17 protein-coding genes and 1 pseudogene are annotated in these 23,777 nt (G+C 36.1%); 3 read left to right on the top strand and 15 right to left on the bottom strand.

The features are described from left to right. Positions 1-388 precede the first annotated feature (388 nt). The 11 genes from ACNF42_RS06160 to ACNF42_RS06110 all read right to left on the bottom strand — a co-directional run bounded on the left by ACNF42_RS06160 (position 389) and on the right by ACNF42_RS06110 (position 11,495). On the bottom strand, positions 389-1,303 hold the full coding sequence (locus ACNF42_RS06160) for a tetratricopeptide repeat protein (protein ID WP_443339844.1): 915 nt from the start codon (positions 1,301-1,303) through the stop codon (positions 389-391). A gap of 153 nt (positions 1,304-1,456) precedes the next feature. Beyond that, on the bottom strand, positions 1,457-2,119 hold the full coding sequence (locus ACNF42_RS06155) for a hypothetical protein (protein ID WP_443339842.1): 663 nt from the start codon (positions 2,117-2,119) through the stop codon (positions 1,457-1,459). Further along, a complete protein-coding gene (locus ACNF42_RS06150) occupies positions 2,120-2,992 on the bottom strand; it encodes a protoheme IX farnesyltransferase (RefSeq protein ID WP_443339840.1) in 873 nt (290 codons plus the stop codon). Further along, complete coding sequence (locus tag ACNF42_RS06145; protein ID WP_443339838.1) at positions 2,993-3,622, bottom strand: cupredoxin domain-containing protein; 630 nt, start codon at positions 3,620-3,622, stop codon at positions 2,993-2,995. It lies immediately after the preceding gene. Next, positions 3,623-5,305 (bottom strand): cytochrome c oxidase subunit I, encoded by a 1,683-nt coding sequence (locus ACNF42_RS06140; protein WP_443339836.1) that lies wholly within the window; start codon positions 5,303-5,305, stop codon positions 3,623-3,625. After that, positions 5,305-5,742, bottom strand: a complete 438-nt coding sequence (locus ACNF42_RS06135) for a cupredoxin domain-containing protein (protein ID WP_443339834.1) — start codon at positions 5,740-5,742, stop codon at positions 5,305-5,307. Before ACNF42_RS06135 ends, ACNF42_RS06140 begins: the two co-directional genes overlap by 1 nt. A 38-nt stretch (positions 5,743-5,780) precedes the next feature. Next, complete coding sequence (locus tag ACNF42_RS06130; RefSeq protein WP_443339833.1) at positions 5,781-6,014, bottom strand: hypothetical protein; 234 nt, start codon at positions 6,012-6,014, stop codon at positions 5,781-5,783. Positions 6,015-6,195: 181 nt separating this feature from the next. Further along, entirely contained in the window at positions 6,196-6,630 is a 435-nt protein-coding gene (locus ACNF42_RS06125; protein ID WP_443339831.1) for a multiprotein bridging factor aMBF1, read from the bottom strand. Between the two features lie 67 nt (positions 6,631-6,697). Next, on the bottom strand, positions 6,698-7,312 hold the full coding sequence (locus tag ACNF42_RS06120) for a site-2 protease family protein (protein ID WP_443339829.1): 615 nt from the start codon (positions 7,310-7,312) through the stop codon (positions 6,698-6,700). Beyond that, positions 7,312-10,953, bottom strand: a complete 3,642-nt coding sequence (locus ACNF42_RS06115; RefSeq protein ID WP_443339827.1) for a tetratricopeptide repeat protein — start codon at positions 10,951-10,953, stop codon at positions 7,312-7,314. Before ACNF42_RS06115 ends, ACNF42_RS06120 begins: the two co-directional genes overlap by 1 nt. Before the next feature lie 53 nt (positions 10,954-11,006). Next, a complete protein-coding gene (locus ACNF42_RS06110; RefSeq protein WP_443339825.1) occupies positions 11,007-11,495 on the bottom strand; it encodes a gamma carbonic anhydrase family protein in 489 nt (162 codons plus the stop codon). 102 nt (positions 11,496-11,597) lie between these two features. Here ACNF42_RS06110 and ACNF42_RS06105 point away from each other — a divergent pair, with 102 nt between their 5' ends. The 3 genes from ACNF42_RS06105 to ACNF42_RS06095 are packed head-to-tail and all read left to right on the top strand — an operon-like array spanning position 11,598 to position 14,056. After that, complete coding sequence (locus tag ACNF42_RS06105; RefSeq protein WP_443339823.1) at positions 11,598-12,035, top strand: 30S ribosomal protein S15; 438 nt, start codon at positions 11,598-11,600, stop codon at positions 12,033-12,035. Beyond that, a complete protein-coding gene (locus ACNF42_RS06100; protein WP_443339821.1) occupies positions 12,032-13,387 on the top strand; it encodes a DHH family phosphoesterase in 1,356 nt (451 codons plus the stop codon). The genes ACNF42_RS06105 and ACNF42_RS06100 overlap by 4 nt, the downstream gene beginning before the upstream one ends. Positions 13,388-13,411: 24 nt before the next feature. Then, positions 13,412-14,056 (top strand): hypothetical protein, encoded by a 645-nt coding sequence (locus tag ACNF42_RS06095; RefSeq protein WP_443339819.1) that lies wholly within the window; start codon positions 13,412-13,414, stop codon positions 14,054-14,056. Here the strand turns inward: ACNF42_RS06095 and ACNF42_RS06090 are convergent, their stop codons facing one another. From ACNF42_RS06090 to ACNF42_RS06075, 4 genes and pseudogenes are all read right to left on the bottom strand, one after another. Next, positions 14,057-14,881 carry a hypothetical protein gene (locus ACNF42_RS06090; RefSeq protein ID WP_443339817.1) on the bottom strand — a complete coding sequence of 275 codons (825 nt, stop codon included), beginning with the start codon at positions 14,879-14,881 and terminating at the stop codon, positions 14,057-14,059. Next, positions 14,878-21,213: a hypothetical protein gene (locus tag ACNF42_RS06085; RefSeq protein WP_443339816.1), complete on the bottom strand. Its 6,336-nt coding sequence runs from the start codon at positions 21,211-21,213 to the stop codon at positions 14,878-14,880. The genes ACNF42_RS06090 and ACNF42_RS06085 overlap by 4 nt, the downstream gene beginning before the upstream one ends. A gap of 504 nt (positions 21,214-21,717) precedes the next feature. Then, a complete protein-coding gene (locus ACNF42_RS06080) occupies positions 21,718-23,139 on the bottom strand; it encodes a transposase (RefSeq protein WP_443339814.1) in 1,422 nt (473 codons plus the stop codon). Positions 23,140-23,644: 505 nt separating this feature from the next. Next, a pseudogene (locus ACNF42_RS06075) lies at positions 23,645-23,777 on the bottom strand (ISL3 family transposase); the annotation flags it as partial.

The following is a 23,777-nucleotide window of genomic DNA, read 5'->3' as shown; positions in this document are numbered from 1 at the left end:
GATATCTTTTTATCAAACTCTTCCATTATTCATTGCCTCCTTTGGTTGTTCTAAGGAGGCATCCTTTTATGTTTCATGAAATTTATCCATTGTTGATGGAGTCATTTCATTTGTTCTTACACAAAATTCGGGATACTATCGAATTGATTTGGCAAATTAAACTTAATTTCCCTAATGTTGCAACAAGATGGGATATATAATAAAAATGTTAAAAGTATAAAAAAGCTTAAAACTTGAAAACAGGAATTTTAGTATCTTTCTATATATACTTTCATATAAATCCTGTTTATGTGTCCATTCCTTGAACCTAATTCTAAAGCGTTTATTTAACATTTATCTCAATATATGGATAAATATAGATATATTCATTTTTCTCTGTATAAATAGGTTATTTCCCATCCTCCTCATCTAATGAATCATTCATTTCGATGTCTTTAAATACCCCTTCTATCTCAATCTTATCTAACTTAAAGAGGGTATCCTTTTTACCGGAATTATTGGCCTGTTCTAATTCATTATTACCTTCTTCTTGCCTTCCAATGGATTTTAAAAGATACCCCCTCAGGAGATGATAGGAAGGATTTTTACTATCGTTCTCAATGGCACGTTCACATTCGCTTAGGGATTGATGGTACAAATCCATAGAATTCTTAGGGCTAATAAGAGAATAAGATGACAATGAATTAAGAAGAATCATGGCCTTTTTAAAATAGAGTCTCGAATTTGATGGATATTTAGAAATATATTCATTCAACTGCATTATTGCAGACTCAACCCCAAAATGAGAGGAATAAAAATCTATCTTTTGTATTATATGTTCGAACTTCCCTTCCTGCGAGGAATCTATGTCGATTATTTCGCTTAATTCCTTTATAATTTCTTGCTCTACCAAGTTATTTAGCTTATCAGGAATAACTTTAATTTCTGGTAAATTCCCTATAACACAGCCACTCTGCGAAAATCTATAGGACCTTTCTATTAATTTAAATGAGATTGCAATCTTTTGAAGAAATTGAAGTTTGCCTTGATGATAAAGTAAATTGCCCTTTTCCAGATCTATGGCTCGGTCAAATTCTTGAATTCCTCTGGTAAGAAAACTGTCCTCTAAGTTAAATTCTTTAATACGCTCATATTCTTTATCCCTATCCTTTAGCAATTTATCTGGATCAAATGGGAACTCAATAGCCAGAGACATATTGATGAGATCAAAGGCCTTTTTGAAATGATTATATGGATTGTCAGGTTCTTTAATAATTAATTCATCATCATTTCTAATATCTTTTTCGATCTCTTCGGGATTCAAGTAATGATGCTTCTTTTTAAGGAATGACATGGAATTATAATGTGTCTTATTATATAAAGTTATAACATTAAATCTTCAATTTATTCTTTACTGAATTACCAGTTTCATTAGCTATTTCTTTCATATTTTAACTACGCAATTCCATACTGATGATCATGATGGGACAAAGGTATAGAAGAATGCTGCCGGTAAGGGTGGAATGAAAATTACTGACATGAGAAGAGAAATCTCCAATGACATGGGAACCCAAATGGTCTTCGATACAGTGTATAGAAAAATATAGATAACACCAACACCAACAGAATCCAGGATAAAGAACCAGAAGTAAATTCCCGGAAAACCTCTTGCATCATTGATTAAAATCACAAAGTAATATAAACCATAAAATATAACAGAAAGAAAGGCTGCAGTTCCTCTCCTTAGTAGGGCTGAACCTACTTCTACGCCAATGACTGAGAAATTGAATTGCTCCACAAATACAGGAAAATAAATTATTTCCATCAAATATGTTATTTCAGTTAATGAGATATTTACTTCAACTACAAATATGGCATATGCCCAAAAAACTAGAACAGAGAGAAAAAGGATGAAACCGTAGATTGATTTAAAAGACTTCAATACACTATTTCCATTTTTAAATACTAAACCGAAAAGAAATAGTTCAATTAATGGTGTCGAAAGAATCGTATAATAGAAATACACTCCATTTTGAGGGTATTTATAAAAAAGAAAATTCACAAGTATGAGGAAGAATTGAAAAGCGATATAAATTGAGAATCTTTCTCTGTAGGAAATATCTTTCTGAAAAATGGACATCTATACCACTAATGAAAGCACAACGATCAGAAGTGTAAGTGTTAGAAAAGTATTTGACAGTGAGAATAATTTCCTGTATTTTTCAACGTTGCCTTTTTGGACATAATAAATAATGGAAGGTATCAAGATGAGCAGGCCCAATGGAACAGCAAGTATTCGGAAAATTAAGGCATTTTCAAGTATTGGATAGATTACTGGTGCGACCATAACAATCATCAATGCTACTGAGTTTATCATTATCCACTTTCTGGTAGAATCAATACCCCTTGTAGCCGGTAACATGGGTATATCAGCTTTTTTATAATCCTCCACGTATTTGATCGCCAGCGACCAGAAATGGGTTGGTGTCCATAAAAAGACCACAATCCCTATAAATATAGAAGATACGGTTGGATACCCTAACAAAACTGATCCACCTGCCAGGGCTGGAAAACTCCCTGCAATGCCCCCTATGACAATATTTAGATCTGTCCTTCTCTTTAAGAGAACTGTGTAAAGTATGGCATAACTTAGAAAACCTGCCATTATAAACAAGAATGTTGCAACATTTATATAAATTATAGATAAATATGTCGAAATTGTAAGAAATATAATCATAGTTAATATGAGAATAGACTTTTTCCCAGTTATGAAGGACCTTCTATTTGACACCCTCGACATTTTTGAATCTATATCGGTATCGTATAAATTATTGAAAATACCTGCGGCCATTGAGGCCAGGGTGCCTGAGATAACCAGAGGAAGAAGCAGGAAAATATGTGAAAATGGGTTATCAATTGTAAAAAAACCTGCAATTGCAACTAGATCTATCAAAAATGTAATTTCAAGTTTGAACGCATCATTAAGGTAGGAAAAATTTAGTTTTTTTGGCAATCAAAACACCAATTCTTTGTAGGTATTATGATTCAGTACATTTATTTTCTCATAAATTCCAGCTTTCATAGAGATTTTCAGTTCATTAAAGTGCGATATGGCGTTATTGTGAGTAACAGAATTGTGTGAGAATGAAACCGATGAATTAGCTGTGCTGTTTGAAGATGTTGCGTTAACATATATAAGTCCAACCATGGTTGTAGGATGAACTGTACACCAGTATGTGTATACCCCCGTTTTAAAAAATTCGTATTGTGCGTGTGCCTTATGACCTATAACCTGAGTTAGCTCTCCAGTTGTAACTAGTGTAAGAGTTGCACTTGATTCCTTGGGACCTGCATTTATGGTCAGAGTGTGTGGAAGACCATCCTCTTCTATCACTGTGAAATTAACCATATAATCAAGTGGTATGTATAGTGTCGGGTTAACTGGTCCGTGGTTGGTATCCCAACCGGCTGCATCTGCCCATAGTGTTATATTCACGTAACCCTTGATAGGTAAATTCGATGGATCTGTCAATCCACCAGCCGTTTGTGTTGGCGCCGAAAGTACAAATGTTAAGGACAATGCAATCAGCAATATGATGATTATACCATAAGTCGCTCCTCTTAGCTTTCTTTTTCCATCCATTTATTCACCTCCTACTGCTCCTGGTGCAGGTAATTTGTAAACTTCCTCAAGCACATTTGATGGGGACGTACTCGGGTCCTCGAGAAATGACTTTATCAAATTAGCAAGGAAGAACAACTGCCCTATACCAATTATAACACCTCCTGCAATGGCAATATCCTGATAGACCTGGAATCTAGCAAAGTAACCTGAGACGTATCTTGGCATACCCAAAAAGCCTCCAACAGTCCACCCGATAGACATTATGAATGAGCCAATAGCAGTTAGTGAAAAATGCCAATTGGCCAATCTCTGATTATATTTCCTACCACTCGTTAATGAAGGCCATATCATATATATTGAAGCAAATGCAATACCAGTAGTAATACCCATGAATATAAAGTGAAAGTGCCCAGTTACCCAGTACGTTCCGTGAACCTCTTCATTTATCACGAGCATGGATTGCATTACCCCAGTTATTCCTCCAATAATGAAGTCGAATATGCCGTTAATAACAAATAGCATTGGAACAGTGAGCCTTATCTTCTCTGCAGACCATAGTGTGGCTATGTAATTGAAAACAGTTATTGCTGAAGGTATTGTCACTGCAAATGAAGCCGTTGTGAAGAATAACCCCCATGCGAGACCAAGTCCTGAATTCAACAGATGGTGACCCCAAACGAGTTCCGATAGAGGCATTAATAATCCAAGTGCTAAAACTCCAGAGCTATAACTGAAGATTTTCTTTCCCGTGAATTTAGGAATTATTTCATAAATTAGGCCGAACTGTGGTAAAATTGCAATATATACAATTGGGTGACCCCAAACCCAGAATAATTCTGCGAATGAAATTGGAGAACTTCCTCCTACACCTGTAAAGAAAATGGGATTGAAGAAATCGTAGAACAACATCACAAGAGCTGCCATCATAAATGGAGCTGAAGCTAGAAACATGATCAGAGTGAACAGAACTCCCCAAGCAAAGAGTGGCATCTTCGTCATAGGAACATCCTGGCTCCGGTCAAATATTATCATTCTAATTACAGTTATGGATGCAATTGCAATTCCGATGAAAATCATTTCCATACCTATTACTGCCAGCCAGTTCATGGAACCAGCTCCGTATGGATTTAGCTGCAAGGCTAGGGGTGGATAATAGTACCACCTTGTTGATGTTCTGGAAAGAAGTATGAAAACACCACCTAAGAGATATATCCAGTACGCCCATGAAGATACGTTACCGTATTTATCGTTCTTAATTTTCAGGAATGTGGGCAAAAGATAATATGCGAGACCAAAGGCGCTTCCAACCGCCCACATATATATCATTAAAATGGAGTGCTCCGTGGTGAGTATATCATAAAGCACTTCCCTGTGCGCAAATAGTGTAGGGGTGGGTTCAATCAAACTGACCCTCATAATCACCCCAAAGGTTCCTGCTATGAAGAAGAAGACCAGACTGGTCATTAGATATCTGAGACCTATACTCTTCGAGTCGGTTAAGATAAAGGCACTGGATGATAAAGCACCATTACTTCTTCTCTTCTCCCTGAAGTAGGAACTTGAATCGTAATAATTGCTTTCGTCTGAGACATTATCCATCTCCGTTTTTACTGTCAGGTATTTGTAATACATAAAGAATAAAATCACAAATACAAAAGACAGAATTATTGAAACTTCAAGCAATAACATTGTTGCAGACATCAGGCCACCACCGTTAAGTATCCCCTCATCTCATAATGCAAATAACCACAATATTCAACACACTCGATTATAAATGTGCCTGTATGTATTGGCGTAAAGGTTACTGTGTTATTTTGCCCGGGAACAGCATATACCTGCACATCAAATTGAGGTATATACAGGTCATGGATGACTGCGAATTGATGTGATCCTTTTATTGATGTCACCACAAAAGTGTATGTGTGATTTACAACCAATGTCACACCATCAGTAGTGGTATGCTTTCCGGTCTGGTTGTAGGTAGTGAACAACCATGCCCACTGAACACCCTGAACATAAACTACAGTTGTGTTGCTTGGAATCGGGTTGCTGGCTGACTCCTTGGTCGCGATTGTGAAATTAGGGGATTCTGTTGTGTATATGTTAATACCCGCCGCGACAACCAATACGACAAGCACGCCGATTATCCACAAAGCCTCAATTTTTGCCTTAGAATTCATCTGAAATCCTCCCACTCATGACTTCTATCACCTTTTTTAAACACAGGGTAAAATAGTAAAAGTATTGTGAACATACCACTGGCTATTCCTGCAGCATAAACAGGAGAACCGTAAGTAGCTTCGAGTTGTCCCTGTGTAGTAGCTTCATAAGCCCTCAGGAAAATTGTGAGCAAAATATCACTCACAATACCCGCAACAACGGATATTGCAAAGAACGTCGCTATCACCATAGCATTATGGTTCATAGCTGGTAATATTGAAATTTTATTAATAGTTTTTTGGTAGTAATTCAATTTATAATGTGTTTTCCAAATTATTTGGAAAATTAATTGAAAATCATTATATGTGAATTTTCTTAATTATTGATTCACATAACCCTATCTGATAAATTATAAAAAATATAAAATTTCTTTAGAACTCTTCCAATATTTTTATCTTCAGAAGGTTTTCTATTTTTCTGGCTGTCTTAATATCTGGCTTTATTCCTCCCCTTTCGATAGCAGATATTACAGTCCTCTTTTCCCGCAATTTATCGGCCATTTCATCTTGACTCATTCCAGTCTTTTCTCTTGCAAGCCTAATAATTTCGGCATAATCTGGTACTATTTCCAGTGATTCAATATCCTTGTCTATACCCTTTTTTCGATTTACCTTTCTGTTAATAATTACGGGCTTCACCTGTACATTTGTGCTCATTTGGTTCTTTGGTAGAGGATCTTCGTATACTCTTAAACTTTCAACAGGTGTACCAAATCTTTCACATTTCTGGCACACTGAGAGTATAGCTCCATCAACCTTTATCTTCCTTAATTTATCCACCTTTGAGCCACACATTTCGCATTCCATAATTCCATCACCTTACTTAATTGAAAACAGACATATCTAACCTTTTCTTTTAAATGAAAAATTGAATTTAGAAAAAACCTCTCCCAAAAGCGACCAAAAGAACCAGAGAAAGCCCAAATAATAGGGCATAAGAAGTAAAATCCCATGAAAGAACTTTATAACCATCCAAGGGCGGTATTGGAAGCAGATTGAAAAATGCAAGGAAAAAATTTATTGCCCCAGATATTGATGTTACAAAATTAATTATACCGCCAGTGAAGAAACTTAAGGTTATAAGAATAAGACCGACAATAATATTGCTTACGGGACCTGCGGCTGAAATTTTCCCATATATGTTTTTATCATAAACGTTATAAACCTCAGTTGCTCCTGGAAGTGCAAGGATGAAACCAAAAATAGAAGTTAACAAAGCAATCATTATCCCAAGTGGCCACATCCTGAATCTTGCATTATAACCGTATCTTATGGCCATTTCCCTATGGGCAAATTCGTGAAGAGCAAATCCTGAGATCCCAGCAGTCATCCCAGTGGGAAGGAATATTTCCAAAAATTCCAGTTCGGAAACACTTTGAAATCTCGAAAAAGCTATGGAGAAAGCAAGACCTATTCCTAAACTGGCTACCAAGAAATCCTCGGCTTCACTTCGTCTTCTAGAATTTCCAAAATTAAGTATCTGTTCCATTAGTTATTCACTCTGTCTATGTTACTTAGAAAAGCACTCAGTTCCATGGCCTTTCTTATTCCTATATTAAATCTTAAACTATAAGTTATTGGATTCATAGGAATATTTTCCCTTATACAGATGTTTGCCATATTCAGCAATTGTGAATTTTTCTCAACATATAGAGGATGATTCTGACTTCGTTCGGCCTGAATATAATCGTATATTGCCTTTGCCCTCTTAAGATCCTTAAAGGACGTTATGTAGAATATGTCTGCTAATGAGATGTTTTCTATTCTTTCAATCTTGAGCTTCTTATACATTAGCAATATGGTATTTTTGGATTCCTCTTCAAGATATTCCTGATTAAATAATTTTAGGTTTGTTCTTGAATTGATAAACTCGAAAACATCTTCTACATTTGAAACAGGAACTCCGCCGATAGCCACTGCTTCCCTTTTATCTAATAATCTTCCTTTCTTGAAGCAAGCCTTAAGATATTCACCTGCGTAATAGATTATCTCACTAAAATCCCAATTTTTCTTCAAGAGACTCCATAGCTCATCAAATGTTTCCTTATTTTTAAACTGCCCCTGAAACTTAGATAAAATTTTCTCTGCTGAATCGAAATATTCCTCCTTTATCAGGGCTTTTATTACAGGAATGCAGGAATCTGAGTCGAGAAGACTTGGAAATTCGTGATAGAATTTAACCACTTCAGAATTGTAACCATACTTGACGAGATTTTGAGAAATTGTTAGAAATATCTTCTTCTTTCTTTCTGTTAATTCTCGTGATTTAAGATATTTCACTGCATATTCGATCGCCTCCTCGAATTTGCCATACTCACAAAGAAGGTCAATAATATATGCAAGGGCTTCCCCTGTTTGTTCTTTTTCTTTTATGGATCGTCTTAGCACTCCCAGAGCTTCGTCTATACTTTTTTCCTCTAATAGCAATCCTGCAATCCTTATGGATAATTTTTCTAAGGGATACTGAAAAAACTTCTCCATGAGGGCTTTTCTAATATACCGATTATTCCAGTAGTCATCCAGTACAATTTCATACCCCTTGATGTCTGATTCTCTTCTAAGATCCAATTTTTTAATGATTTTTAATAATTCCTCTGGTTTATTAGACTCCGAGTAAACTTTGGCCTCATAGGGTGTTGGAATTTTCAGGCTCTTCGTATATTTTAGGGCTTCATCGAATCTCTTCTCCTTTATCAAGGCGTCGATTATTCCCTTACACCGTTCAATATCAGATCCAGATGCCAGAGCCTTTTCATAATAATAAATGGAGGATGAGAAATCTGACACCGAAAGGAAGAAGTCGCCAAATATGGCATAATTTTCACAGGGCAAAGGCTCATCATGTACCTTTGAGACTAGATCTACCATTTCGCCGGTTTTATTCATAGATTTCAGCCTTATTGCATATTTTTTGACATCCTCACTATTTCTTGACGGATTCTCAAAAATCTTCCTATCGAATTCCAATGACTCCTCTTGTTTTCCATTGAACTCAGATAAATCCCTCAGCAACCTCAAGCTGGAAATTGACTTTACCGGGCTATATTCGATCATATCAATTATGTTGCTTCTTACTGTATCCTTAGAATTAATGATTCGATCACTTATCTGATCAAAATCAATTAATCCTATTCCACCATTCTTGCTAACATCTTCAAGAATTTTTACTATATCTTCCATTTCCATAGTGGACTGAAACAATTTGAGATATTGAGCCATAATTAGGTTTGAATTGAATATATTCCTTGCCATCTCTATATACTTCTTGGATTCCCTCCTATTGCTTTCGAGATCCGAGATAATGCTCTTAAAATAATAAATGAATGGATCGTCGCTTCCTTCGTATTTTGAAATAATTGCATTAGCCTTTGCTAAATTATGATTAAAAATATTTAACATGACTGCAGGATATAGAAATTCAGGCAGATCCTCATCCAAGTCACCGGTTAAAATTTTTTGAGTTTTCTTCTCCTTATCAGAGGTTGCATTATATTTTATGGGTGAATTAGTCATGTAAATTAAAGACAAAACACCCACAATGTCACTATCCAATAGATTTCGAATAGCGTTGAAGTCCTGCATTTCCAAGGTATTATTGAAAAGAATTCCCTTTATTATCTTATACAAGGATTTTGCATTTTGATCTCCAGAACTCAATTCCAATGACAATGAGTTGAAAGATTTCTCATTCCTACATGCTTTTAGAAAGGATGAGAATGTTTCGTATCCCATATTTTCAATTCCCAATACTTTCAACTCCCTTGCTCCCAACTCGACCTGACTGGTTTTTAGGAATGAAATGATGTGAACATTCGCGATATCTCTGTCTTTTTTTAGACTTGGATTCGTATCTAACAGACTTATTATTTCACTATAATATCCAGAGTCTAATGCCCTTCTAATGAAATCCTTTACAAATTTAACATCGTGAGGATTTGCTTCTATGTATTTCTTTCCGGTCCTTATGAAATCTCCACTCTTATCATCATCTCTTCTGAGAAGTGCCCTTATCTTAAGAATCTCCGGGTCGGAAATATTATCCAGTGATATCTTCTGGGCAATTTTCTCTGCCTTTTCTCTATTTCCTGAAAGAAGAAGAAATTTTATTTCCCATATTCTAATTGGAAGATTATCCCTTGTTTTTTCGTCTAAGCTTTCGATGACCTGCAATGGAAGGGCATATGCATTTATATTATATGCAGAATTGAAAAACACCTCAAGATTTGGTTGATCCTTTTCTATAATATCCAAATGATCTCCAAAAATTTTTATGACCTCTTCATCTTTCCCAATTTTGCTAAAAGATTTCATCCGTAATTCTATGGCAATCTGATTTCGCCCTTCGACTGAAAGAATGCGTGAGGAAATGTTCAATACATGATCATACAGACCGGCTTCATAGTAAAACGGCAAAAGTCTTGAAAGAATGCCTTCGTCTTTTATTTTTTCCAGATCCAGCGAAAGGAGATGAATTTTAAGGACTGAGATTTTCTGATTTCTTAGAAGGGCTTCCATATACATGATTGTAGATTCTAGATCATCCGGATTTAGACTGGAAAGAACTGCCATGAAGTCCTCTATATACATATCTTTTCCCTTTTTGCGTAAGTTTTCCAGAATGATTTTTGTTAATACAGGCGTAGGTCTTTCTGAATATTTCTGATAAATCAAGTCCCGATAAATTCCATTCCTGGAAAGAAAGAGAGTTGCAAAATCCCATAAGTCAGTAAGTTTAGCCATAAGTTCTATCTGATCTATTATTTTAGGAATTTCTGATATTATACCCTCACTCCTCAGGAAATTTTTAATTTCTTCTAGATTCTTTGAGTTTACAAGGGAGGCAGTGTAAAATAATTGAAAGTTTGGGTTATCTGGATTTAAATTATACAAACTTCCCCATATTTCCAGGTCTCCTTGGTTACTTAATTTCCAGAGATCCTTTGCTAAAGCCTCTATCTTACCGCTAAATTCAGAATCATTTCTGAATAAGGACTTCCCCTCTATATTGTCCAAAATTTCAAGAATTGTATTTAATATTTCAGTCTTCCTGCCTATATCCCTATTCAGAAAATATTCTTCTATCAAGTGTTCTACTTTCCCTTTCATTTCTTTGGAGTTTGAGGCAGGCATAATAATATGATTGAGAAATCAATATATAAGTTTGCGATTCCGATATTTATATTTCATTTGATGTATTTTTTCCTAAGTTCTCCGTAAGCCTTAGCATTCTGAACTGCCATTTCCCTATAAATTGAAGAATTTTTTATAATTCGACCCGGAACTCCCACAACAAGACTGTTTTCGGGTATCTTCTGATTTTCCAGAATAAGAGTTCCAGCACCTATTACTGTTCCTGATCCAATTATTGCACCGTTCATTATAATCGAACCCATACCTATAAGGCATTTATCCTCAATAGTGCAACCGTGGATAACTGCATTGTGCCCGATGGAGACTTCATTTCCAATAATTATTGGAAATCCGGGATCCACATGTAAAGTGCTATTATCTTGAATATTGCTGTCATCTCCTATCACAATTCTGTCTAGATCTGCCCTAATAGAAACAAAGTCGAATATACTTGTTCTATCGCCTATTTCTACCTCTCCTCTAATTGAACTCCTATCCGAAATGAATGAATCTTTTCCTATCTTTATTTTGTCATTTCCCATTTAAAATCACATAATTGAGTACTGTAAAAATAATAAGTTTTCCTCATTGATGGTGTAAGATTAATAAACCTGACATCAATTAGGTTTAAAACGTGATTCTACATGGCGCGAATGCATACAAGGAAGAGAGGAAAATCAGGATCAAGGAATTCATATTACGGAGTAGGGCATGATTGGGTCCAACAGACTCCGAAGGAGATTGAAGATTTAGTTATTCAGTTAAGAAAAGAAGGGCTTACTGCTTCTCAAATAGGCATAAGATTAAGAGATTCTTACGGAATACCAAAACTCAGATATATAAACCATAAAAAAATTGGAGACGTATTATCTGAAAACAATATGAGTCCCGATGTTCCAGAAGACCTAATGGCTCTTATTACAAAGTACAAAAGGGTTTCAAAGCATATGGAATTAAACAAAAACGATTTGAATAACGGAAGAAAGAGAAATCTTCTTATGTCCAAGATGCTGAGACTTGTAAGATACTATAAGGAAAACGGGTATCTTTCAAAGGAATGGGAATTAAATAAAGTATTATGAAGTCGCATCTTGAGGGAATCCTCAACTCAGATTTTATAAATATACTAAATAAGGGTGCCAATTTTTTCAAATCCTTCGATTATTTTCGCATATTGGCTCATTACGATGGGGATGGGACCAGTTCTGCAATTATTTTAACAAATTTGATGAAGAGATATAATAAAAAATTTCATCTTGGGTTTATTAAGGAATTATCACAGGATGGTTTCTCTAAAAGATATTTAGAAGAAAGCTCATTACCGACAATATTTGTAGATTGTGGTTCAGATCAACTAAGATTTCTTCCAGAAGAGACTAAAAATGTGCTGGTGCTTGATCATCACTTTTATTCAGTGTCACCAGATTGGGCAATTAACATAAATGCAAGAGATTATGGGATTGACGGAACCAGAGAGGCATGTGGCGCCACCATGGCCTTTATTTTCTCAGTCTTCATAGATGAAAGCAATGCAAATCTTTTGCCATTCATGATATCAGGCTGCATATCTGACAAGCAGGATATGGGAGGATTCAGAGGAGTCAACAAGACTCTGATTGAAGTTTATGGAAAAGGTATAGAAAAGAAGAGAGGACTTAATCTTCACGGGGAAAATATTACTGATTCGATCGTGTTTTCACTTGACCCCTTTTTTAAAGATCTGTCTGGATCGAATAACGCAGTGGGCAATCTTCTTAACGAATTGAGAATAGATGGTAAAAAAAAGGTCGAAGAACTAACGGGCGAAGAACAACGGAAACTTGGCCTTTATCTGGCATATAAGCTGGCTGCACAAGGTTGCCAAAGCGAAGCTATGTCCTATCTAGAAAATGAAGAATATTTTTTTGAGAACGGATTCAGTTCCAACGAATTGTCCATTTTGATAGATGCAAACGGAAAGAATGGAGAAAATGCAATTCCAGTGGAATACTTTTTGGGTAATACATCACTTAAAAATTCCCTAATCGAAAATAAGAAGATTTACCAGACGAGATTGATCGACTATGTGATGCGCTCTTATAAATCTCTTGAAACCGAGAAGAATTTACAATTTTTTTATGCTCCTGGATCGGAAATGGCTGGAGCCATATCAGGTATACTGATGTTATACCTGGCAGATCAGACGAGACCCATAATAGGTTTCAATGCAGGAGATAATTTTACATTAATTTCTTCAAGAGGAACAAGAAAAATGGTAGAGAAAGGACTTAACCTGTCTGTCGTCATGAAGGAATGTACAGCTAAAGTGGGTGGCAGTGGTGGCGGCCATGATATTGCTGCTGGTGGTAGTATACCTAGGGGGACCGAGAGACAGTTTATAGAATTAGCTGATGAAATGATAGGAAAGCAGTTAGAAAATATAGAAAAATATTAAAGGCATTAAGTGTTGATATTTTGAATGGGGAAGATTGGGATTTATTCTAGGAATCCAAGATTCTACTATAAAGTTCTGAAAATATTAAGAGAAAGGGAAATACCCTTTTCATCCATTGAAGATATCAAAAATATTGGTGATGAAATAACGGTTATAATTAGTCACAAGGAGGATGAATATTTCAGCACAAGGCAGGTTTTCGATGATGATGCACTCTCTGCGGTTAGAAAATCTATTCCAAGATTAATGGGAAAAAATCTGTTTGAGAAAATAATTATAGGAATTGATCCTGGTCCGAAACCGGGTATAGCAGCCATAGGAGATGGTGTAGTTATCGAGGCCTTTGAATTGCCTGAAATATGCAAGATTGAGGCAACAGTTACGAAAATTGTTTCCGATTATGAGTCAAACCAAACTATTATTAGAATAGGAGATGGGGATAAACCAAATATGGAAAGGATACTCTTAAAGCTCAGAGGCCAGATAATCCCTATGGAAGTTGTGGATGAGAAGGGCACAAGTATGCCTCATAAAACACACAACAACGCACTTTCAGCAGCAAGGATAGCCAATATAGAAGAATTTAAAAGAAATGGTCCGATAATAAGAAATACAAAAAAGAAAAATAGTATTGATATGGAATTTAGAACAATTAAAAATTTGGTGTGATCACTGTTTCTTTTTTTGTCTTCTGTTTTTCCATTTAGGCAGTCCCGGAGTCAATTTTCTCTTACCTGAAGCCAAGAATAGAATAACCATAATTACCGCGGCTAAGGCTACAAAATAGTATATCCAGTCGTAGTTGGGAGGGTTTCCTACATAAAATGAACTTTTATAGTTCACATTAACGTCGTGAAATATTGATGCGTTAACTATTCCTACCACCACTGAGTGTTCTCCTGACCCAAGTAGATAATCAGGTATTTTAACGCTAACCAATTCACTTTGACCCGGTAAGATTTTAGATACAACTGTAGTTTTGTTTAAGCTTCCGATTTGGAAATATACTGTAATATTGTAATAAGGAGCCCCACTCCCGTCAGTTATAACCGCATAAAATGTTACAGCCTTGTATACCTCTATTGAGTAAGTAAGTGTCTTTTCAACAGGAGTACTGCCGAATGTTGCCCTTACTATTATCATTACGCTTATGGATTGATTATCTGTATTCGGTGCCGTTACGTTGAATTCGAAGAAACCATTTTTTGAAGTTTTGTAATCTGGTACGGTAGGACTTAAGCCTATATCATAGTCTGCACCTACTATGAGGGTGGCACTATAATTGCTATATCCCCTCGTTGCGTTAACGAATATTTGAAAACGCTGACTCTCCAAAACCTTTGGGACGACTGATGTAGGACCATGACCTACATTAAAAGTAGTGGTGGCTCCAAAGGAACCGTTCGATGCATGTGACTGAGACGTAACTACCATTGGAACTGAAAATAAGAGAACAAATATTGAAACCAACGTTATGACTTTAATGTGATTCATTTTACTTTCCTCCCTTTGATTGCTATTGCTACAAAACCGACTAAGACCACAATGACTAAAAATATTATTCCATATTCCAACGTACTTATAGGATTACCCGTGTAATTATCAATTATTCCCGGACCATGAACATAATTGTACAGATTTGAAATATCGGGATATTGTACATAGACCGTTGCTAACCTAGAAGTGTTAGTTTGCCTGAGTTCATAGGATATGTCAAACTTTGTGAACTGAGAAGAGCTGAAGTCCTTTTGGGGAATCACGTTTAGATAAACAGTGTATGACTGGTTGAATGAGAGATTTATTTCTCTAATTTGCTTACCATTGCTTCCGATGAATGTCACATTCACGTGCAGCAATGAGAGATTTACGTAAGTACCGTTTATATTTACATTATTAGGAGTACTGAAATTGACCGTTTCATTTACATTTCCTGTGTTTTTGAATATTAAGCTTATTGAGCCATTACCGTTATTGAACCCTAACATTGTATTCTTAATTGCAAGGTTTACGCCGTAGAAATCTGTAACGTTTACTTTCAAGTTATCAATTGATGAATAGCCATTGTAGCTCAATTTAATTGGAATGTTGTTAATTCCTCCTGGAACAAGATTCTTGGCTGACAAGTTTGCTGAAATATTTATACTCTGATCTATTTCAAAGTTACTGATTTTTGTTTTGTTAAAATTAATCCTCCAGCTGGATGAACCAGATGAAATAGTAAGGTTGATTGGAGTGTTAAGCATATTTTTCAAGGTGAAATTGACATTTACATATCCATTGGTCTCATTATATTTCGGTATAATTGATTGGGTTAGATTTACACTGCCGATTAACTCCTTAGCCAATATTATCTGAACATAGGAAGTTTGATTGACATATTCCGTAATACTACCGGTAAATTTCTGATAAAAGGAAAAGTTTCCAACTTTAAAAGATGTGGATGTGTATGATTGGAAAGTGTAGTTGCCCAAAGGCAAAAGCAATGCCTTTCCGTTCGAAATCACAGTAATTGATTCTGAAGAACTAGTCACGTTGACACTGCTCATTATAAGTTTCTTGCCAATAGATGTGTATACATATGTTTGATAGGCATTTTTCAGTCCAATTGAGATGTTTGATGAAGACTGGAAATATCCAACCGATAATGTACTCAGACTGGCTAATTTCATGTTCTTATTATAAGAATACACGGTGAAGTTTCCATTTGATAGATACAGATGGAATTGCCCCTCATCGTTTGTATTAGCAGTTGCAATTAAAGTTCCATTTTCAAAAACCGAGACGTTTGCAGCAGGTACGGCCACACTATCATAGGTTACCAAACCATTAACGGTCGTTTGAATCTTTTCTGAATTTACAGAAAGAAGGAGAGTTGTATTTCTATTAAGGTAAATCGTGTCAGCTGAGGTGGATAAATAATATTCACCGGTAGAATTTGAAATTCTATTCTCATATGATATAGTGTAACTCCCTTCGGGTAGAATTAAGTTTGAGGTATTCAGGATGAATTTACCTATTTGGTTTGATATGTATATGTCCCCACCGGATATATTGGATGTGTATGTAATATTTATATCATAGGCCTTTGTGTATACTGGAAATACAGTGATATTAGCTGTTAGATGTATCATTGAAATATTAGCGTTTCCAACTGAGTTTACAGTGTATAGCTCATAGTAGCCTGGGCTAACAAATGAGGAATTTGATATGGGCATTGTAAAATCTGATGTTTGGTTAAATAAGTAGTATTTGACACTATTAATGACTGACAAATGAATTTTACTGACGAAGCTTATGTTAAGGGTTTTTTGAGTTGATGTAAATGTCAATAGAGAGAGGTTAGCCAAGACTATTTGATTACCTGAATCGATTTTAACGTAATAAGTACCTACTGGAATGGTAAAGGAAGTTGTGCCATTAACCACATTTTCCTTAAAACTGGTCGATGAAGTTAAATTTAATATACCATCGAGCGGAGCGCCTCCGTTAATTGATTCAAAATTAATAGTAACCTTTGAATAAACAACGTTTAATGGAATCTGTGAATTTTTCCCGACAGAGGTCAGATTAGTGGAAAATCCATCTGAATAAGCCTTAGCCATAAGGTCCGATGTATCTGTTCCCAATATAAATGTGGCATACCCGCTGGAGGATATTTTGGAAACTGCCAAAGGCTTGCTATACTGGAAAAGAAAAACTGCTCCGTTAGATGCCGCAGAACTTGAAGAAAATATTCCGGCAATAGCAGGGTTATAAACACCAACAGAAACAGCCGAACCTTTTTCTAGATCCATAACTAATGTAGAATTTTGTGCTACATTATAGACTTCGGATGCAAAGTAATTAACCCCAACCTTAACTCCTTGGATGTAGAACCCATATGATAGGTTTGATGGTAAATTGTATGAAATCGGCCCAGCTCCCGAAAATGAATTATAAATTTCAGTTCCGTTGTTAAATACAACACTTGTGCCAGTAAAAGCGGTTAAGTTTATGCCGTAAGGAATTACTTTAACATTTCTAGATAAGTGGGCTGCCAATGAGAAGGATGAACTTTCATAAACATTTATTGAACTGAAAACCGTCTGATTTTTATAGGTGTCGTAAACAACGTAATATCCTGAACCTAAAATGCCCGAATAAGATTTACCGTTCCAGCTTAGTGAGACGGGACTTGATAATTCTCCGTTTTTATATACATCAAGACTTTTGGCTTCAAAGTTATTTACGGTTATATTTACCATCGCTCCCGGAACAAGTGATAAATTGACTGTTGTGTTCTCACCTAACTTCTGGAAAGATACCTTAGAGGAAGAACTGATACTATTTCCATACTTTGCATATAAAGTGTAATTGCCAGAATTTGTGTATATGTAAGTCATTCCACTGTTATTTGTGTAATATGTTTCATTTCCCACTATTATTTTCGCATTACCTATTGGAATTCCATTCATTGTAACCTTCGTTTGAATTAAATCAAGAGGTATCTTAATGTCGTAGATTATGGGTGAACCGGGAGTTAAAACATTATCCTGAATATCCTTATACACTATTCCGTTTGACGTAACTACATTGACGGAGTAATTACCAGGACCTATATTGGACGCATTATACTCTCCATTAGTAAACGTAAAGTTATAGACTTGTCCATTAGAGATTCTAGTTAATTGAACCGTTCCATTAAGTAATTTTGTTGAATTATATGAATGAGAACCAACACCAAGTTGCCTCTCTATGGTGACGAAGCCAGATGATGTTACGTTGGAAATAACATAATTCTTGACTATGTAATACTGTGGGAGGCCAGTAGTTTGATTTAAACCAATTGCCTTCCTTTCAGCCTGAGCCCTTGAGATTATGACTGGAAGAGCCTTGAGTATATTGGCACCGTACAGAGTTCTTTGGTTCAGAGTTCCGTCTGAGAAAACAAGAGTGTCGTTACCCGGCAACCCAGTTAAATTGTAATATCCATATTTGTTTGTCAGTACAGTCTGGTGCGGAATCCCATACTGATCTAAAATAGTCACTCTAATTCCAGATATTGGTACACCAGTTGGAGACTTTATTTGACCTGTAATTATGGCCCCTGGGAAGTACCGGAGAATTGGATCCGAACCCTGTATAATTGAGGCCGCAGAAGGGAAAATAACTGAAGTGCCCTTATTTTGCCTTTCCAATGAATAGGCCTGTTGCAACGGTATTATCTTAAATGCACTTTGATGAGCAGAAGCGTTTTGATATGGGTTGTATGGTATACCTTCATAGCATACCTCAAAATTACTCATATTCCATGCTGGTTCAATCTCATATTGATTTGTACCGAAAGTTAATCCGGGTACCCCTGAAGTTTGACCAACTGCCGTTGGGGGAAGACCTACAAGGGCTCTATATATAGTAGTGTTATAAAAAGCAGGGGTATAAGTAATTTCGTAATTTGTAGGAACAACATTTGTTGGAGTCTGATTGAGTGGAAATGTTCCATTCGGAGTAACAGCATATATTTGATAGTACTCATATGGAACTACCCCACCTCCCTCAGTCGTGTAAGAAGGGGTATCTGTCAAATATGCAGGAGCATAGAATATTCCAGTATCAAGGCCGGACAATGGGAAAAGATTATGGTCTGTCTGTATGTATTGAATCGACCATCCAGTGGCTTTTTGTACGGCTTGGTATAGATTAACCAGCTGTGACAAGGATAGTTTTGAAGTCAACTGACCCTTTACCAGAGCATAATACGCATTAGTGTTTGAGATATTCTTTATGAAAACACCATATACAGATGAATTATCGATTATCCATGGGACGAATTCGTGTGGATTATCATAAATCTGTTCAATAAGACTCATTTCATTGTTGCTCAAATATTGGGACATTGCACTTTTTAATGCGGGTGAATAATGGCCAGAGTTATCTATAAAGGATGCTTGAATTAGCCTTGAAGTCATAAGGGCTATAATTTGGGATTCATTGGTTGATAGTAAAATCTGTCCAGCTATCTGATACGCCTGCTGGAAATCATCCGCAACCGTTGGATGTTGTCCTTGATAAAGTTCCTGAAATCCATAATCCCACCAATCTACATAGGCTGGCCTTTCTGATATAGGCAAATTAGATTGCTGAGTGGAAAACCATGCAAAGGATTGGGACAACGGGCTAGATGAATTTGTTATAAAACTACCTACCGTTCCGAAATATGCTGATTGATTTTCCTGGAATGTAGATGGCTTTGCAAATGACGGAAGAGCATTGTATATTTCCTTATTGACCTGAACAGCTGAATTTGCTGGAACTGCAGTGGAGACAACACCCAAACCAGAAGGAATCAATAGGGCGAAAACCAGCAATATTACGAATAGAGTTTGGAGCCACTTTATGTTGCCCTTAAGACCACCAACCCTCCTGAATGATTTTTTCTGAATCGAAGAGCTACCTATATTATCAACCTTAAGTATTGATGCAAAGTAGTAGATTAAAGCTCCTCCCATTATTGCATAACTTGGCGCAGCAGTTACATTGAATCTTGCAGCTGAAAAACTCATATAAATTGAAACGCCACTAAAAATTATGAGTAAAAGGAGAGAATCTGTTCTTTCACGCACAAATCTATATATTATGTAAGCAAAACCACCTATACCAAATATAAATTGTGCAACCCCAAAACCGGCGATGTATTGCCCCAAAGCTGGAGCCTGAGCTTCTGCTATTGTGCTATACACCCTGTTCTTTATGAAGTATCCTTCACCAGATATAATCTCATCAAAGATGTGAGGGGTTAAGAAATATGCAGCCAGTAAAACAGCTGATACTGACACGATTAAAGCAGGAACCGAAATAATCCAAGGTTTCCTACCAAATATTGCAATCAATAGACTTATAAGAATCATTACAACGCCAATCATTAAAGGCGGAATATACCATAAAGAGGGAGTATTATCTGCAGCATAATAATAATAGTATGCCATTGCGAAAGATAGTACAACAAAGATGGCGCTTAGATAAAGAATATAACCGTTATTTCTACCCAGAAATAGATTAACCAGCAGCTGTATTACTACATATATTGCAACAATTGCCAGAATGTATGCATATCCCTGCCAAGAAAGGGCCAACGCACCAAATGAGGCGGCAGCCAGAAGTGCATAAATGGTTCCTTTTTTGTTTTCAATTATGTATTCTAGTGTGTCCGGCAAATAACTCTTATAATTGCTTAAACTTCCCTTTATTATTCTTTCCTTTGAAAGATATTTTACAGACCTCTCAATAAAGTAAATAGTAAAAAACGCAAAGATAAGCTCTGGTGTATGCATCCTCCCGTCAGACAGTATACCAGAGGTGAGGTTACTTGGCATCAAGGTATATAGAATTGCCGCTATCATTCCTGCCTTTTTTCCAAGGATGCTCTTACCCAAAAGATAAACGGGCACAATCAGAAGAGCCCCAAAAACAGCATCGAATTCCATGAAAGAATAGTAAGCTGCCTTAGATGCACTTCCAAATATTGGCGCTGTGATTGTAGACACAAAAGCTATCATCCAATGGAAGAATGGATTTCTAGGATTGCGTGAACCTATTGGATAGTTTAAGTTGTATGTGTAAAGGAGTGACTGATGATGACTAAGTATGTACTGTATAAATATATAGTTAAAGTATGGGTCACTACCTCCTGAAAAGTTCGCTAGACCATCCAAAAATGCTTGCCCCCACATAAAGAAGTTCCCTAGGAACATATACAGCGAGAAAAGCATCAACATGCCTACGAACTCCCAGTTTTTACCGAACCATTTTTCCAACTTGTTAATAGCTTTAATTTCTTGGAGTTCCATTGTTTAATACCGAAAACGCTAATACAATTTACATATAAGAATGTTTAACTAATTTTGCTCCTTTGTCCTTAATTGTTTGAAGGTTGAAACCCAAGAGGTCTCGCTTCTTGTCTTCGCGATTTATGTTCAAATTTTTCTTCATATTACCTATCCCTTTATCCAAAATTTTGACTATTGTAATATGGAAAGATCTTATAATATTTGATCAATCTTTAATCACCTTATAGCCTAAGGTTTATGTCTGCTTTTATATTGATTAAAAAGAGTATATTGCTAAATCCTTTTTTAATTTAGTGACATCAATTAAAGACAATTTATCTGGATAAAGAAATTTTAATTTTTCACCGCTGCGATAGTTCCATATCTGATATGGAACAAACCCAAAAAGAAGAATTCAACATGACGTTTTATTGGATTCAAGGAACTGCCGCTACTTTCTTATTTTTCTAATGGGAAAATATCTCTTAAATGATAAAAATTGTAAATACCTAAACTCCCTCTAATTTAACCCATAGGTATCATGTCTTTGAACAGTTCAGCAATCCTTTCAACCTTTTTCGGAACTGCAGCAAAGTATTCTGTACCGTTCTTTTCAACAATCCTCTCCATCTTTGAAAGTTCAAATATGATCTCGTTAACGGACATCTTTCCCAGCAGATCATGTTCCTTCAATACCTTCAGTATACGGAATCTTATCCTAAGTGCAAGAAAGACAATGAAGAAGAATCCCTTCACCTTCTCATTGTTCCTTAGATATGACTTGTCTGATTCAAGATCACCCTTCATTGTATCGAACACCTGTTCAACTTCCTCCCTTGACTTGTACTGTTCGTATATTTCTGATGGATTACGATCAAGGTCAGATATGATTGCAAAAACACCAAGCCGGTTCTTCTTATCATGGAAATATTCCATGTCCTTTACGGAGGATGCAACATCTCTCAAAATGGATGTTTCCTCCTCTGCCCTCATCAATGGATCCTGGAAAATGTAAATATATCCCAATCCTGACGATCTTCTTGAGGATTGTATGGGTCTTCCGTTGTACATGAATGCTGAATCGAATTTCACATTGTATGGAACAAGTGTGAAATTCCTTCTTAATGGGACAATGTAATGCATCCTCATCCTTCTAAGATCCTTAATTATTGATTCTGAGAAAAGACCTCGATCCATGATGAAACCCATATTCTCATCATGGAATCGATCAATGAAATAACCCAGTGATTTAATATCCTTTATTGAACCGTAGAACACATCCACTGCAACAGGTATCCATGACTTCACAGAGAAAGCCATTATTACAGTTACCTGATTCCCATGTGCATGATCAGGATTGTATCCTTTTTCGGCAAGCTTCAGGTTCTTGGAGTATGATATGATTGATGTCATATCATAAAAGAGAAAACCTCCAGGTTCCATGAGCTTCCTGAACATATCATACAGATCAGGAAAATGATTGCCAACATATCCCAGTATTCTTGATAGATCAGCAGGATCAAGATCAGGTTTCAATGATCTTGATATGTAGAGCTTCTGGTATCTTGATGCAACCATTCTCAAAGGCATTGGATCAATTGCCTTCACCATGGCCATTGCAATAATCTGGTCACGATATGGATGCGTCTCCATGATCGTGTACATGTCCTGTGCAAGATTCCATACCAATTGTGAATTTCCGTACTCATATATCATTGTGGAGGAGAATACTCTTTTTGTCCTCTTCTCCCTGTATGTACCATTCTCATCGATTGATCCCATGAGCACAGTCTTCTTCACTGACTTCTTTTTCTTTTTGTCCCATATTCCCCTTGCAACATACACATAATAGTTTCCTCCGATCACTTTGAGTTCAAGCTTCTTTCCATGTTCTTCCTTCATCTTGAGGTATGTTTTCTTAACAGGTTCAGGTGCATTATCGATCATGGACATGTGTGTTAGTACATGTGTTAATACTATTTACATGTTTCCATTAAAAATGGCTGAAATGGAAGATTGGCAGAATATCATAGTATTAAGAGTAAAATAAACAAAAGTTTGATCTGGTACTATGATTCACTGGTTCATGAGATTAAAATAATATGTGTTAATTTAAGGGAGTTTAGGTAAATACATACCTATCAAAAAATTTGAAAAAAATCGCTCATCAAACGCATCATAATATAATCATATTTCTGAATAGATGGTGGAATTTTCTAATATTTTCATTTTCCGAATCCTTGATATATTTTTCTTCTGATTGATAAAAGGCAAAACATCAGGGTAAAGAATATGACCAGATTATACTGAAAACATATGATACTTAGCCCATTATTGAGAATGGTGAGAGTTTAATTTCAGGCTAGAATATCTTCAGTTTTTGGGCGTTGAAGAAATGGATATCAATCGAAAAACATTAAATTGCCTGTGAAGATAATATTTTCGGATCTCTTTAACATTCTGGGGGTAACCTCAATCCTCCTGCCACCAGATATATGATCGTATCCCTGTACTCCTGTGCCTTGAACCCATATGAACGCTTGAATGCAGTACGGATCTTGTTGTTCAATCCTTCAACAACAGCT

The sequence above is a fragment of the Cuniculiplasma thermophilum genome (assembly GCF_052315355.1).
Classification (GTDB): Archaea; Thermoplasmatota; Thermoplasmata; order Thermoplasmatales; family Thermoplasmataceae; genus Cuniculiplasma.
Note: the sequence above shows the minus strand (reverse complement) of the source record. Positions and strands in the feature narration are given on the sequence as shown.

What these genes read in the sequence shown, in the direction of transcription:
- ACNF42_RS06145 (WP_443339838.1), bottom strand. Translation starts at nt 3,622, where the DNA reads ATGGATGGAAAAAGAAAGCTAAGAGGAGCGACTTATGGTATAATCATC.
- ACNF42_RS06115 (WP_443339827.1), bottom strand. Translation starts at nt 10,953, where the DNA reads ATGCCTGCCTCAAACTCCAAAGAAATGAAAGGGAAAGTAGAACACTTG.
- ACNF42_RS06125 (WP_443339831.1), bottom strand. Translation starts at nt 6,630, where the DNA reads ATGGAATGCGAAATGTGTGGCTCAAAGGTGGATAAATTAAGGAAGATA.
- ACNF42_RS06110 (WP_443339825.1), bottom strand. Translation starts at nt 11,495, where the DNA reads ATGGGAAATGACAAAATAAAGATAGGAAAAGATTCATTCATTTCGGAT.
- ACNF42_RS06085 (WP_443339816.1), bottom strand. Translation starts at nt 21,213, where the DNA reads ATGGAACTCCAAGAAATTAAAGCTATTAACAAGTTGGAAAAATGGTTC.
- ACNF42_RS06140 (WP_443339836.1), bottom strand. Translation starts at nt 5,305, where the DNA reads ATGTCTGCAACAATGTTATTGCTTGAAGTTTCAATAATTCTGTCTTTT.
- ACNF42_RS06155 (WP_443339842.1), bottom strand. Translation starts at nt 2,119, where the DNA reads ATGTCCATTTTTCAGAAAGATATTTCCTACAGAGAAAGATTCTCAATT.
- ACNF42_RS06120 (WP_443339829.1), bottom strand. Translation starts at nt 7,312, where the DNA reads ATGGAACAGATACTTAATTTTGGAAATTCTAGAAGACGAAGTGAAGCC.
- ACNF42_RS06095 (WP_443339819.1), top strand. Translation starts at nt 13,412, where the DNA reads ATGGGGAAGATTGGGATTTATTCTAGGAATCCAAGATTCTACTATAAA.
- ACNF42_RS06105 (WP_443339823.1), top strand. Translation starts at nt 11,598, where the DNA reads ATGGCGCGAATGCATACAAGGAAGAGAGGAAAATCAGGATCAAGGAAT.
- ACNF42_RS06130 (WP_443339833.1), bottom strand. Translation starts at nt 6,014, where the DNA reads ATGGTGATAGCGACGTTCTTTGCAATATCCGTTGTTGCGGGTATTGTG.
- ACNF42_RS06100 (WP_443339821.1), top strand. Translation starts at nt 12,032, where the DNA reads ATGAAGTCGCATCTTGAGGGAATCCTCAACTCAGATTTTATAAATATA.
- ACNF42_RS06080 (WP_443339814.1), bottom strand. Translation starts at nt 23,139, where the DNA reads ATGATCGATAATGCACCTGAACCTGTTAAGAAAACATACCTCAAGATG.
- ACNF42_RS06090 (WP_443339817.1), bottom strand. Translation starts at nt 14,881, where the DNA reads ATGAATCACATTAAAGTCATAACGTTGGTTTCAATATTTGTTCTCTTA.